The sequence below is a fragment of the Maribacter spongiicola genome (assembly GCF_052119685.1).
In the GTDB taxonomy this organism is placed as follows: domain Bacteria; phylum Bacteroidota; class Bacteroidia; order Flavobacteriales; family Flavobacteriaceae; genus Maribacter; species Maribacter spongiicola_A.
Map to the genome: position 1 here is coordinate 69532 of NZ_JBGQOO010000003.1, position 14679 is coordinate 84210.

Annotated in this window: 13 protein-coding genes; 12 read left to right on the top strand and 1 reads right to left on the bottom strand. The window is 35.6% G+C overall.

All coding sequences use genetic code 11. The features are described 5' to 3' along the window. The first annotated feature begins 51 nt into the window (after positions 1-51). Positions 52-1269, top strand: a complete 1218-nt coding sequence (locus tag ACEN2N_RS06690) for a Pycsar system effector family protein (RefSeq protein ID WP_441823604.1) — start codon at positions 52-54, stop codon at positions 1267-1269. Here the strand turns inward: ACEN2N_RS06690 and ACEN2N_RS06695 are convergent. Next, entirely contained in the window at positions 1258-3630 is a 2373-nt protein-coding gene (locus ACEN2N_RS06695; RefSeq protein WP_441823605.1) for a GAF domain-containing protein, read from the bottom strand. The two genes, ACEN2N_RS06690 and ACEN2N_RS06695, sit on opposite strands and share 12 nt — an antisense overlap. Before the next feature lie 110 nt (positions 3631-3740). Here ACEN2N_RS06695 and ACEN2N_RS06700 point away from each other — a divergent pair, with 110 nt between their 5' ends. The 11 genes from ACEN2N_RS06700 (at position 3741) to ACEN2N_RS06750 (ending at position 14669) form a co-directional block, all read left to right on the top strand. After that, positions 3741-4640: a serine/threonine protein phosphatase gene (locus ACEN2N_RS06700; protein WP_441823606.1), complete on the top strand. Its 900-nt coding sequence runs from the start codon at positions 3741-3743 to the stop codon at positions 4638-4640. A 1-nt stretch (position 4641) separates the two neighbouring features. Beyond that, positions 4642-5817, top strand: coding sequence for a helix-turn-helix domain-containing protein (locus ACEN2N_RS06705; RefSeq protein WP_441823607.1), 1176 nt, complete (start codon positions 4642-4644; stop codon positions 5815-5817). A gap of 75 nt (positions 5818-5892) precedes the next feature. Continuing rightward, entirely contained in the window at positions 5893-7014 is a 1122-nt protein-coding gene (locus tag ACEN2N_RS06710) for an acyltransferase family protein (RefSeq protein WP_441823608.1), read from the top strand. Positions 7015-7136: 122 nt separating this feature from the next. Continuing rightward, positions 7137-7829, top strand: a complete 693-nt coding sequence (gene aqpZ, locus ACEN2N_RS06715; RefSeq protein ID WP_441823609.1) for an aquaporin Z — start codon at positions 7137-7139, stop codon at positions 7827-7829. Positions 7830-7927: 98 nt separating this feature from the next. Then, complete coding sequence (locus ACEN2N_RS06720) at positions 7928-9244, top strand: gluconate:H+ symporter (RefSeq protein WP_441823610.1); 1317 nt, start codon at positions 7928-7930, stop codon at positions 9242-9244. A gap of 11 nt (positions 9245-9255) precedes the next feature. Then, a complete protein-coding gene (locus ACEN2N_RS06725) occupies positions 9256-9723 on the top strand; it encodes a RidA family protein (RefSeq protein ID WP_441823611.1) in 468 nt (155 codons plus the stop codon). Positions 9724-9728: 5 nt separating this feature from the next. Next, complete coding sequence (locus ACEN2N_RS06730; RefSeq protein WP_441823612.1) at positions 9729-10841, top strand: D-TA family PLP-dependent enzyme; 1113 nt, start codon at positions 9729-9731, stop codon at positions 10839-10841. Positions 10842-10843: 2 nt separating this feature from the next. Continuing rightward, positions 10844-11911, top strand: coding sequence for a dipeptidase (locus ACEN2N_RS06735; protein ID WP_441823613.1), 1068 nt, complete (start codon positions 10844-10846; stop codon positions 11909-11911). Between the two features lie 104 nt (positions 11912-12015). Further along, complete coding sequence (locus tag ACEN2N_RS06740) at positions 12016-12663, top strand: hypothetical protein (RefSeq protein ID WP_441823614.1); 648 nt, start codon at positions 12016-12018, stop codon at positions 12661-12663. Positions 12664-12744: 81 nt separating this feature from the next. Further along, complete coding sequence (locus ACEN2N_RS06745; protein ID WP_441823615.1) at positions 12745-13629, top strand: carbon-nitrogen hydrolase; 885 nt, start codon at positions 12745-12747, stop codon at positions 13627-13629. Positions 13630-13634: 5 nt separating this feature from the next. Then, the gene (locus ACEN2N_RS06750) at positions 13635-14669 is read left to right on the top strand and encodes an agmatine deiminase family protein (RefSeq protein ID WP_441823616.1); all 1035 of its coding nucleotides are present in this window, start codon (positions 13635-13637) and stop codon (positions 14667-14669) included. Positions 14670-14679: the final 10 nt, after the last annotated feature.

The following is a 14679-nucleotide window of genomic DNA, read 5'->3' on the forward strand; positions in this document are numbered from 1 at the left end:
GATGACCTGTTTAAATTTTTGTAATTTGGATAATTCTAACCAATTTTTTCTATGTCAGACATCTTAGAAAGCACACAACAATTTGTAGTTGAATTACTTACCAATCATTTGGATAAGAAGTTTCTATACCATAATCTAAGACATACACAAAGAGTCGTTAAAAGTACTAAACAATTACTTGATTCATGTTCTCTATCCAATCAGGATAAGGAACTTTTAAAACTAGTGGCTTGGTTACATGATACCGGTTACACCAAAGGTATTAATGAACACGAGGAAAGTAGCTGTGAAATTGCAGAGGAATTTTTAACAAAAGAAGGATATAATAAAGAAGGAATTGAGAAGGTCAAGTCTTGTATACTTGCCACAAAATGGAATGCAAAGCCAAACAATTTAATGGAAGAAATTATTCGCGATGCAGATTCTTCTCATTTTGCACAGAATAGTTACCTAGAAACTTCTGATCTTTTACGTGAAGAACTTAAATTACTTGGCTTAAAAAATTACACCCAAAAAGAATGGTTAGAGCTTAATATACAGGTATTTAGAACCGATCACCAGTATTATACAGATTACGCTAAAGAGAAATGGCTTGAGAAAAAAGATAAGAATTTAAGAAAACTAATAAAAGACAAGAAGTCAGAAAAGAAACTTGCCAAGAAAGAAAAACTCAAAGCACAATTTAAAAGCGAGAGTCCGGATCGTGGTATTCAAACGCTTTATCGTGTAACGCTAAAGAACCATATTACTCTTAGTGATATTGCAGATACCAAGGCGAACATTTTATTATCTGTAAATGCCATTATTATTTCTTTAGCGCTGTCTAACCTTATTCCTAAATTAGACAATCCATCTAATGATTATCTTATTTACCCAACCGTAATCTTCGTATTGTTTAGTGTAATTTCTATGGTTTTGGCAGTACTAGCTACAAGACCCAATGTTACAAGCGGTGAATTTACCAAAGAAGATGTGGCGAACAAAAATGTTAACCTATTGTTCTTCGGTAATTTTCATAAAATGGCACTAAGTGATTACGAATGGGCTATACAAGAAATGCTAAAGGATAAAGATTACATATACACTTCGTTAACTAAAGATCTTTATTTTCTTGGAATTGTTTTAAATAGAAAGTATTCACTACTACGTTGGACGTATACTATCTTCATGATAGGTATGATTCTATCAGTCATAGCCTTCGCCGTTTCTTTTAAATTCTTTGGTCCGGATCGTAAAATTCAGCTGCTAAGTGAAGTTTTATTCTTTTAAAGCATCCATTAAATCTTGGTAGGTATACGTTTTTTCTGGCTCTTGTTCTCTTTTGTAAAGAATCTCGGCACGTATAGCTTTTAACCCAGATACACCTTGTAAACCTTCTAACTCTACAATTTCTACCTTATTGGTAAAGAAACCTTTAGACTTTAAGAATTTGATATATCTTAAATATTCTAATTCATCTTTCTTTTGAGAATACACGATAGAAAGTACACCTGTTTGAGTTAACCTTTGATCTGTACCTTTAATGTACGATTTATCGATTCTCTTTTTAATTACCTCATAACGTGCGTTATACGTTCCGTCAACATCAAACTGTTTTTCATCCATTCTAAAACGAATAGATAATGATGTATTATACACTAAGATTAAAGATGCGGCATCTAATGGAACCGGTAATTTTGGTTTTAGGATATAATGAGCATTCTCCATTTCGCACATTACCTGTAATTGCCACAATCTTAAATTATTTAGATATATCGAATTATACTCTTGGTTTTCAGAAATTGATGCACCAATGTACATATTGTGTTCTACACCGTCTGTTTTGTAACGCTCATAATAATGAGGAAACATTTTCTGTGCACTTTCTTGCCGTTTATCAATAACCGATGATAGTTTTTTATTGATCAATGTTACACTTTCATCGTAGTTCTTTCTATGGTCATAATACGAACCCGTACCCATATCAATTTTAGACTCATATTTTAAAATATGCTTCTCTATATCTTTATCGAACTTTTTAAGATGCTCAAAAACTGGTGAAATCTCTTCATTTACAAAATCAAAAATAGCTTGCTCGCTATTGGTATATAGCATCTCTTTTATACTCTCAAGGTGGTTATTCACCCTAAAGATCAACTCTTCATAAATAGGTAATTCCCACTTTTTCAAAGCAATATTCAGTACATCATCTATTTCTGAAAGCTGAATCATTAAATCGCGCTGAATTGCTAAATTTCTAGCTTGCGAAGAATCTTTGATATCTATTTGACCAAATAACGGATAGACATCTTTAAAAACAATTTCTTTAAATGACGGAGACCTACCCTCTGTTTCATCTAAAATGAACTTTTTGGCCTCTTCTTGAAATTTCCAATAGACAGAAGAATGTACCGAAGTACACTCATTCTGTATAATAGCGTCTATTCTATTATTCTCTTCATTTCTGGTACGTACAACAGCAGACACTATAAATGGCATTACATCATCTAGCTTTTGCGCATTTACACCATTAAGCACCCCTTTTTTTTCAGAAACGATTTCTAAAACACCTAAAAGATTATTTTCATAGGCTATTGGAGCGAAAATAGCACTTTGTATCCCTTGTTCTTTTAGTCCATTATACGGATTCATATTACCAGACTGCTCCACTTTACGATCCATATCGGCAATAGTAAAGTAAGAATTATGATCCATGAGTTTATCATAAGAATCTTCACACAGTGCACTTTTACATTTCATATGGTGTTGACCCCCTAAAAGAAAACTTTCAAACCCCATACCAGCTACTTCTTCGAACTCATTTTTTTTAGCATCGAATGAAGTAAAACCTACTTTAATATTTTGCAATCTAAAGAACGACTTAAAAGTTTCTTGCAGATCATGCATGAAATTCGTCGGCTGTATAGTCTCCTTTGAGATCAGCTTTGACTTAATATTCGAAATTGCCTGCTCCATGGTAACATCGAACAAATTGGCAATTACAAATCCTTTAGAAATAAAACTTTCTGGCGGAATCTTCTCCATCCAAAGCTTAATATCATTTGGACTGGCCAATAATTCATCTACATCTTCTTGAGTAACCTCTTTAGCATTCTCTGTAGGAATTATATCAATGAAATCGGCATTATATAATATCCGATAATGGCGTATTACACCATTTGCATCTGGAATATCATAAAAATAAGGGCGACTAAAATCTAAATGGTAACCATAGTAATAATTCAACACTACTACACAGCTCATGATATAATCCATATCATCGCCAACATTTCTTATCTCTGGTACATAATCATCACCAGCCTCTTCAATAATTTTTTGAAAACGCGTAGACGACTTTATAATCATATCTTGATAAGGTAACGTAGCCACCTTTATCTCATTACCACTCAAAGCTTCTGTGAATGTATCTTGTAGAATTCGATTAATAAGGTCTTGGTTCTTTTCTAATAAAGTAAAATCTAAAAAACCATCTCGCAGTTCAGGAAAACCTTTTTCAATAGACAGAATTCGTTCAGCGGTAGCCGCCAAAAAAGGATCATCGCCCTTTAAATGTTCATCGTACTTCTCTAGAAGTTTTTCAAAACTTATGAGGTGCTTAACCGGCATTATCTTTCTATCGTGCTTTCCCATGGTTCAGTTAGTCTACTAATTGGGTGTAAAGTTACAAAACATACCAAGTTTTTTATGGTCCTAAGCGCTATGGTTGACTGGATTTTCGGATATTTAACGAAAAATAGCCCATGTCATCGGATAGTAGACTTACAAGAGCTTATAACAATGCTAAAGTTATACTATTTGACGATACCTCAAAATTCATACTTTTTAGCGATTGCCATAGGGGCGATAACAGTTTTTCTGATGAATTTGCCAACAATAGAAACATCTATTATCATGCGCTAAAATTCTACTATACAGAAGGGTTCGATTATTGTGAATTAGGTGACGGTGATGAACTCTGGGAGAATATTAATTTTGAGTCTATTTTTGAAGCTCATAAAAATGTATTCAAGCTTTTAAAGCAATTTCATCTAGAGCACAGATTGCATATGATTTGGGGAAATCATGATATGGTCTATAAAGATGAAGACTATGTAAAAAAACACCTGTCTAGTTATTTCGAACCTATTGACGACAAAGACAAATCGCTTTTCAAGGGAATAAAATATCATGAAGCCATTGTATTAAAACATAGAGATACCGACCAAGAAGTTTTTCTTACCCATGGCCACCAAGCAGATTGGTGGAACTATACTTTTTGGCGATGGGGACGATTTTTGGTACGTGTTCTTTGGAAACCCCTACAAGTATGGGGTATTGCCGACCCAACTTCGCCCGCTAAAAACTACACAGAGCTTATAAAGGTAGAGCGACGTACAAAAAAATGGATTCTAAAAAACAACCTAAAAGTTACCATCGTAGGTCATACCCATAGACCACGCTTTCCTGAGCCTGGTGATATACCTCTTTTTAATGATGGTAGTTGTGTTCACCCAAGAAGTATTACCGGTATTGAAATTGAAAAAGGATGTATTTCATTAATAAAGTGGCAAATAAATACTACTGATGACGGTACATTACGGGTGGTTCGCATTTTATTGGAAGGCCCTCAGAAATTAAAAGATTATTTAGATAAAATTTAAGATGGATACGCTCCAAGACTTCATAGCGCAAATTCCTGTTAGACATAACATTACTTCTACCATAATGCTATTAGGAGTGGCGCAAAATCTATTTTTAAGTATCGTACTTTTTGTAAAAAGCAAAAACAATAGATTACTACTCTATTTTGCATTTTTATTATTATTCGGAACACTGGTTTTTTTGGATACTTATTTGTGTTACACCGGTCTCATAAAACACCTTCTTGAATGGAATGATTCTTCTGAAGTTTTTGTTTTGCTTATAGGTCCTTTTCTCTACTTTACTATTTATGCATTTTTGAAAAGAAAACCTATTTCTATACGTATGGCTAGGTGGCACTTAATTTTACCACTAGGTTATCTTTTATCACAGATTCCGTTTTACACGGCTCCAGTTTCGGTTAAACTAAACGCTTATTTAGGTGCGTATTTTAATAATTTAGGTACCGCATCGGTTCCAGACACATTTAACTACTCGTACCATCACATCAAAGATATATTTGATTGGTTAATTTTATGTAGTTTACTGTTATATACATTATTATCACTAAAACTAGTCAAAGAAGAACGATATAGAAATAATACAGATAAAGCAAACCTTAAATCCGCTAAATACATTTTCACTCGTAATTCCGCCATAATACTCTTAACTTTTTTCATTCTTCTATTTGCTGTCTTTTACATATATGACGACGATGGCGGAGACCATTTTATTGCCATTTTCCAAACTTTAGTATCATTTGCCACCACATACATTATTATTTCTAAATCTAAGTTCTTTGAAAAATCATGGGTTGCAGATAAATATGAAACGCTTTCGAATACAGCGGATGAAATAACATTTAAAGAAATTGAAACATTCGTGGACAACAACTTGTATTATACAAATAGCCATGCCAGTTTAAAACATCTTGCCACCCAGTTAGGTATTCATCCAAATCAAATTTCAAAAACTATAAATTCAGATTTTGGTTCTAATTATAATCACTATATCAATAACAAAAGAATTGAACTAGCTAAAGAGAGATTAGTAGACCCTCAATTTAGTCATCTAACAATTGAGGCTATTGGCGAGTCAGTAGGATTTAAGTCAAAGTCTGCATTTTACAATGCTTTCAAAAAGATTTCGGGTATATCTCCCTTTAAATTTACAAAGTCAATTTCTCCAAAATTGTAATTCAGGACATATGGTAATGTCCAAAATTTATAATTCCAGATTTTTAAATTCAACTTTGATCCAAATCATTAGATTATGGACAAAAAGTTTAGAAGGTATGATATCGATTGGTTGCGAGTATTCGTTTTTACACTCTTAATCATTTATCATTCGGGTATGTTCTTTGTGCCTTGGGGCTGGCATATAAAAAATAACAACATCTATGATTGGTTGAAGTGGCCAATGCTTTTTTTAAATCAATGGAGACTGCCAATATTATTTCTAATTTCTGGTATGGGTACATTTTATGCCTTATCAAAAAGAAATATATGGCAATTTAATAAGGAGCGATTTTTGCGTTTAGGGATTCCCCTTGTTTGCGGTATGCTCGTTATTGTTCCTCCACAAGTATATTTTGAAAGATTGGTAAAAGGTCAATTTCAAGGTTCGTATTGGAGCTACCTGAGCACTATTGCCTATGACGGCATTTACCCAGAAGGCAATTTAAGTTGGCACCATCTGTGGTTTCTTCCCTATCTACTAATTTTTTCTGTAATGCTTTCTCCTATTTTCCTTTATATAAAAAATAATAAAAACAGATTTATACGTTGGATTAGCAAGGACATTCAAAAACCTTACGGATTATACATTTTTACGATTCCACTCTATTTATTGGAGTCTTTGCTAGAACCTTTTTATGACATAACCCATGACCTAATTAATGATTGGTTTAATTTTTTCTCTTCCATGACTTTATTTTTCTTCGGATTTGTCATGGTCGCTTGCGGACCTATTCTTTGGAATGCAATCGAAAGGATACGCACAAAAGCTCTTTACTTAGGAATTATATGTTTCATAGGAATGCTTATTACTTGGCAATTTGAAGACGGATACACTCGTCACTTTACCGAAGCTTTTCTGAAAATCGTGAATCTTTGGTCATGGATATTAGTGCTATTAGGATATGCCGCTAAGTATAAAAACAAACCTAGTCCACTTTTGAGCTATGCCAATCGAGCTGTTTACCCATTCTACATTCTTCACCAAACCGTAACCGTAGGAATTGCATATTACATAAAGGATTTGCAATGGAGTTTGCTTTTAAAAGCTACTATTTTAATCGTAGGTACATTTTTAATATGTTGGTTAATTTATCATTTAATCATATCAAAAATAAAACCTCTGCACCCTCTATTCGGATTAAAAAAAGGTAGTTAACTATATTTTATGTAAAAAATTAAACATCTAACCATTAACAGTATCAACAAAACTCATAAAAAATTGTGACTTCATTAAACTTTTGGTTTCTAAATAAATACAAACAATTAAACCTTATTAAAATGAAAAAATTTATTGCAGAGTTTATCGGCACGTTATGGCTGGTATTAGGTGGTTGCGGTAGTGCCGTACTTGCCGCAGGTTTTCCAGAATTAGGTATTGGTTTTGTCGGAGTCTCTTTAGCCTTCGGTTTAACCGTCATAACAATGGCTTATGCCATTGGTCATATTTCTGGTTGTCATTTAAACCCGGCCGTTACTATCGGTGTATGGGTAGGTGGACGCTTTGATGGTAAAGACGTTTTTCCTTATATCGTTGCTCAGGTAATGGGCGGTATTGCAGGTGCAGCTATTCTTTATCTTATTGCTTCTGGTAAATCTGATTTCGTTTTAGGTGGATTTGCATCTAACGGATTCGGAGAACATTCACCTGGTGGATACAGTATGACTTCTGCCTTGGTCATAGAAGTCGCCATGACGTTTATCTTTTTATTCGTCATATTAGGTTCTACCTATACAAAGGCACCAAGAGGTTTTGCAGGTTTGGCAATCGGACTTTGTCTTACCCTTATTCACTTAATAAGTATACCTGTTACCAATACATCTGTAAACCCGGCGCGTAGCACAAGTCAGGCTCTTTTTGCGGGCGATTGGGCTTTAGATCAACTTTGGCTATTTTGGCTAGCACCTATCGTAGGAGCCATTTTAGCAGGCATAGTTTACAAAGCGATATCTCCTGAAGTTACAGATAAATAATAGTATTATTTTTTCAAGCTCATCATATTTAGTTTAAATATGATGAGCTTTTTTTATGGTATATTTAGAGGATCAACTAAACTAACTCTATTCTAAATATGCCTTTATTTATTGTTATTCTAGGAATTCTTCTCCTATTCATTCTCATTGCTAAATTCAAACTAAACGCTTTTATCACCTTTATTATCGTCTCTTTATTCGTTGGTATCGCTGAAGGCATGGAACCTATTAGTGTCGTCGATTCCATTCAAAAAGGCATCGGTAATATTTTAGGTTTTCTTGTTATAATTTTAGGGCTCGGCGCTATGCTAGGTAAATTGGTTGCCGATAGTGGTGCAGCACAACGAATCACTACAAAACTGGTGGAGAAATTCGGAAAAAAGAATATTCAATGGGCAGTCGTATTAACCGGATTCATAGTTGGTATACCCATGTTTTATTCTGTAGGTTTTGTAATTCTAGTTCCTCTAGTTTTTACCATAGCAGCGGCAACTGGCCTACCGCTACTATATGTTGGTTTACCCATGTTAGCTTCACTTTCGGTTACGCATGGTTATCTACCACCACATCCTGCCCCAACAGCTCTTGCGACAATGTTCAATGCCGATATCGGTAAAACTTTGCTATACGGCATTATAGTCGCTATACCAGCAATAATCGTTGCGGGACCCTTACTATCAAGAACTTTAAAAGGTATAAATGCTACTCCGTTAAAAGAATTTTTAAATCCTGTAATTTTAAAGGAGAATGAAATGCCGAGTATGGCAAATAGTATTATAAGCGCACTATTACCTGTTATATTAATTGCCATTGCCGCCTTGGCTCCTCTTTTACTGCCTGAAGATTTCTTTCTTACCAAAATTCTTGTTTTCATGGGTAACCCTGCAATTGCAATGCTTATTGCTGTTTTAGTAGCTATTTACACTTTAGGTCTTGGGCGCGGAAAAAGCATGAAAGAGGTCATGGATTCTGTTGGTAGTGCTATTACCGGTATTACTATGGTTCTTCTTATTATTGCGGGTTCAGGTGCATTAAAACAGGTGCTAATTGATAGTGGCGTAAGCGAATACATTGGGGCTATATTACAAGAATCTTCCATCTCTCCTTTAATTTTAGCTTGGTTAATTGCTACTGTAATACGTGTTTGTGTTGGTTCTGCTACTGTTGCCGGTTTAACCGCTGCAGGTATCGTACTACCTCTTGTTCAAGGCACAGGGGCTAGTCCAGAATTAATGGTTTTAGCCATAGGTTCGGGTAGTTTAATGTTATCTCATGTTAACGATAGTGGTTTTTGGTTATTTAAAGAGTACTTTAATCTATCTGTAAACGATACGCTAAAAAGCTGGACTGTAATGGAAACTACCGTGGGTATCATGGGTCTACTTGGGGTTTTAACCATTAATGCCTTTATTTAAATTAAATACATATGCAAAAGAAACCTTCTGAAAGAATAAAAGAATTAGGATTGGTTTTACCTCCTGCTCCACCGCCTGCAGGTTTGTACAAACCTGTTTTAGTCGTTGACCATTTTTTATATATTTCTGGTCAGGGACCTATGCAAAATGATGGCTCGTTAATTATTGGCAGAGCTGGTTATGATATGACTATGGAAGAGGCTAAAATTGCCGCAAGGCAAGTTGCCCTTACCATGCTTTCTACGATACAAACACATTTTGGTGATATTGATAGAATTAAAAGAATTGTAAAAACCTTAGGGATGGTGAATTCCACTCCCGATTTTGGTCAACAACCTTTAGTCATTAACGGTTTTAGCGAACTCATGGCAGATATTTTCGGACCCGATAACGGAGTAGGTGTTCGTAGCGCCGTTGGGATGATTTTACCCGGCGGAATTCCTGTTGAAATTGAAGCACATTTCGAACTTCATCATTAATTCATATGCAAAAAGATAATTGGTATTCTTTAGACCGTCCCGAGGGAGTGATATCTCCTTCTTTATTGGTGTATCCAGATAGAATTCAGCATAACATAGACTTGATGATTTCTATGACAGGTGATGCTAATCGACTACGTCCACATGTAAAAACCTATAAAAACGCTAATATCATCAACATGCTTATGGAACGCGGAATTCAAAAATTCAAATGCGCCACTATTGCTGAATCTGAACTACTTGGTGACTGCGATGCTGATGATGTATTATTGGCTATGCAACCCGTTGGTGCGAATGCACAGCGTTTTGTTGAATTGATTAAAAAATACCCGAATACCAAGTTCTCGACCATTGTAGATAACATTAAAACCCTTACTATTCTTAATGAAATAGCTGCATCAAACGCTATTAAAATTCCGCTTTGGGTAGATATTAATAATGGCATGAACAGAACGGGAATCATACCCGACAAAGATGCTTTAAAATTGTATACCCAATTACATGAAAATGAAAATTTAATTGCTGAGGGTTTACATGTATACGACGGTCATCTTCGCAATTCAAATCCCGTAATACGAGAGCAAGAATGTAATACCGCTTTCGAAGCGGTTATCGATTTGAAGAAAAGTATTGAAGATAAAAATATACACAGCCCAAAAATAGTGGCTGGCGGTTCGCCAACCTTTCCTTTTCACTGCAAACGCCAAGATGTAGATGCCAGCCCTGGCACTACCCTTCTTTGGGATTCTGGTTATGGAAACCAATTTCCAGAAATGAACTTCTTACCAGCTGCAGTATTATTCATCAGAATTGTTAGCAAACCAACAACCGGTATTCTATGTTTTGATCTAGGTCATAAATCGGTTGCACCTGAAATGCCTTTTCCTCGAATTGAGTTTTTAGACTTAAAACACAGTAAGCAAATAAGCCAATCGGAAGAACATTTGGTAGTAGAGTATGATGATTTAACCATACCAGAGGTTGGTGATGTTCATTATGCAATACCAAAGCACATATGCCCAACTGTTGCGAAGTACGATACCCTAACTGTTATAAAAGATAATACCGTTATAGATTACTGGCCAGTAACTGCCAGAACTCAAAAATCTACTATTTAAGTATGTTTATATTTGATGCCCACTTAGACCTTTCTATGAATGCCATGGACTGGAATCGCGACCTTACTTGGTCTATTGAAGAAATTAGAAAAAGTGAACAAGGTTTAACCGACAAGCCTGGTCGTGGTAACAATACCGTTTCTTTAGAAGCTATGAGAAAAGGGAATATCGGTCTCTGTATGGCGACGCAAATTGCTCGTTATGTACATAAAGACAATACACTGCCAGGATGGAAATCGCCCCAACAAGCTTGGGCACATACTCAAGGCCAACTAGCATGGTACAAAAGCATGGAAGAGGCTGGTGAAATGGTTCAGGTCACCAACAAAACCGAACTTGATGCCCATTTAGCCCTTTGGAAAACGGATGAAGAAAAGAAGCCTATTGGTTATTTACTTAGTCTTGAAGGCGCAGATTCTATCGTAGACATCTCATACCTTCAGAAAGCTTATGATTCTGGCTTAAGAGCTGTTGGTCCGGCGCATTATGGTCCAGGTACTTATGCGCACGGAACAAATTCAGTAGGCGGAATCGGAACCAAAGGAAGAGAGCTATTAAAAGAAATTCAACGACTGGGAATTATTCTAGATGTTACTCATTTATGCGACCTAAGTTTTTGGGAAACTATGGTGAATTATGACGGACCACTTTGGGCTAGTCACAATAACTGTAGGTCTTTAGTAAATCATCACAGGCAATTTACCGATGACCAATTGAAAGAAATCATAGGTAGAAAAGGGGTTATCGGTGTTGTCTTAGATGCTTGGATGATGACACCAACGTGGGAAAGAGGTATTTCTACTCCGCAATCTGCAAACGTAAGTCTACAGCAGATACTAGATAATATCGACCATATTTGTCAATTAGCTGGTAATGCTGATCACGTTGGTATTGGCTCTGACCTTGATGGCGGATTCGGAACAGAACAAGGTCCCGCTGACGTCGATACTATTGAAGATTTACAGAAAATAACGGGCATGCTCAAAGACAGAGGATATGCCGAAACGGATATTGAAAAAATAATGAACGAAAATTTCATTAACTTTTTAAGACGAAATCTACAATCTTAGATCATGTTTCATCGAATACTTAAGGCGTCGACCCTTTTTTAACGAAGCCTTAAGTACCCATGGCAGGGTATTTGTTATCTTTATTTCATCATATTTAAGATTCGATGAGAAAGCTTTATTTTCTTTTTATTGCATTGCTCTCCTTTTCTGCGGTTCAGGTTTCTGCTCAAACAGATTTACCTACATCAAAACCGTTGAAAATTGATAAGGTAAATCCAATTAACTCTAGTGGAACCCCTAGTGCCGGTTCTGTTCTGAACATGCCCAATTTAATTAAAGAACAACCAAGTGTTGATATGCGAGAACCTAATCCTGTAAAAATGTTACGCGATGAAGAATTGGTACAAGCTGGTACGGGTATGAAAATAGATCCACGAATTGGTCCGGGTGAGCGATTAGGTGGTTCTGGTCAGTATTTTGCCGATCAATATTTAGGTGATGTAAAAAGTAGCGGAAAATTCATAGGCATAGTCTGCAGAGACCATGAATATGTTGATGGCGATCGTGTAAAAATTTATATGAACGATATGGTGGTTGAACCCAACCTATTACTTACAGGTGCATTCAAAGGTATAAATGTTGACTTGCAAGATGGTTTTAATCGTTTAGATTTCGAAGCACTTAACCATGGATCTTCGGCACCAAATACCGCACAGGTCGATGTTTACAATGACAAAGGCGAATTAATCTACTCTAACAAATGGCTTTTATCTGCAGGTTCTAAAGCAACGTTGATCGTTACGAAAGAGTAAGAATTCACATTTCTAAAATTTAATCCACTGCCGACAAGATATTTAATTTAATATCTTTGTTTTTAATTATATCATTTTTTAATGGGTCAGAAATATAAAGTTGCCGTTATTCAGTTAAACCTGAATAATACCGCAGACGAGAATAGAAAAAAATGCTTGGAATGGATTAGAAAAGCTGCTAACCAAGGTGCAGAAGTTATCAGTCTTCCAGAGCTTTATAGCAGCCATTACTTTTGTCAAAGTGAAGATGTAACGAATTTTTCTATGGCAGAACCGTTAGGCGATATTTCTTTTACGGCTTTCAGTGCATTAGCAAAAGAATTAGGCGTAGCCCTTATAATTCCTTTCTTTGAAAAAAGAATGTCCGGTATTTATCATAATAGTGCTTACATTATAGATACAGACGGTACAAAAGCAGGTCTATACCGTAAAATGCACATACCCGATGACCCACATTTTTATGAAAAATTCTATTTTACTCCCGGTGATTTAGGTTTTCAATCTATAAAAACTAAAAAAGGTAATATAGGAACCCTAATTTGTTGGGATCAATGGTATCCTGAAGCTGCAAGACTTACAGCTATGAAAGGCGCAGAAATTTTATTCTACCCAACAGCTATTGGATGGCATCCGGCAGAAAAAGAGCAATATGGCGAAAACCAATATGGTGCATGGATGAATGTAATGAAAGGTCATGCCGTTGCCAACGGAATTTACGTTGCTGCCGCGAACAGAATCGGATTAGAAAAATATCTACCAGGAACCGATGGATTAGAGTTCTGGGGAAAATCTTTTATCTGCGGACCTCAAGGTGAAATACTTGCATTAGCCTCTCATGATAAAGAAGAAATTTTAATCGCAGAAGTTGATTTAGACTTACAGGAAAATGTACGTCAAAATTGGCCTTTTTTCAGAGATAGACGTATCGATGCTTTTGGCGATATAACAAAACGTGCTTTAGATTAAAGTTTATGTATAATAGAAGATTTCCGGCAGAATGGGAAAAGCAAAAAGGTATACTATTATGTTTTCCCCACAATGGAAATGATTGGCCTGGAAAATACGAAGCTATTCGCTGGGCTTTTGTAGAGTTCATTAAAAAAGTAGCGCTTTACGAGACCGTTTACTTGGTTGTTGCCAATGAAAAACTTAAAACTTCGGTTACAGAGCTTTTAGAAATGGCCACTGTAGACATAAATAAAATCTCTTTTATCATTCATAAAACCAACAGAAGTTGGATGCGAGATTCCGGACCTATCATTGTAAAAAATAACGGGAAATCTGAGGCTTTAAATTTTAATTTTAATGGTTGGGCCAAATACAATAACTGGCAGTTAGACAAGCACGTGCCAAATAAGGTCGCAAATCATTTAGATATACCAGTAAGCCAAGCAATCTTCAATGGTAAGAAAATAATTTTAGAAGGTGGCGCACTTGAAGTAAATGGCAAAGGCACTTTGATTACCACAGAAGAATGTCTTTTACACCCGTCTATTCAGGTTCGTAATTCAGCATTTAAACGGGAAGATTACGAAGCGGTTTTCAAAGAATATTTTGGGGTAACCAATACCATTTGGTTAGGTAACGGTATAATTGGCGATGACACACACGGGCATATAGATGACCTTTGTAGATTTGTAAATGAACATACCGTAGTTACCGTTGTTGAAGAAGACAAAAAACATAGAAATTACCAACCGTTACAAGATAATTTGAAACGCTTAAAAGCCGCAACCTTAGAAAATGGTAAACCATTAAAAGTTGTTGAGTTACCAATGCCAAAACCAATTATATTTGAAGAGCTAGAACTGCCTGCCAGTTATGCTAACTTTTTAATTATAAATAAAGCGGTCTTAGTACCTACTTTTAATGATGCCAATGATAGAATTGCATTAAATATATTAGCAGATTGTTTTACTGACCGAGAAGTAATCGGGATTAACTGTATAGACTTAATTTGGGGCTTTGGAACACTTCATTGTTTAAGTCAGCAGATTCCATCTTAAATGCTACAAT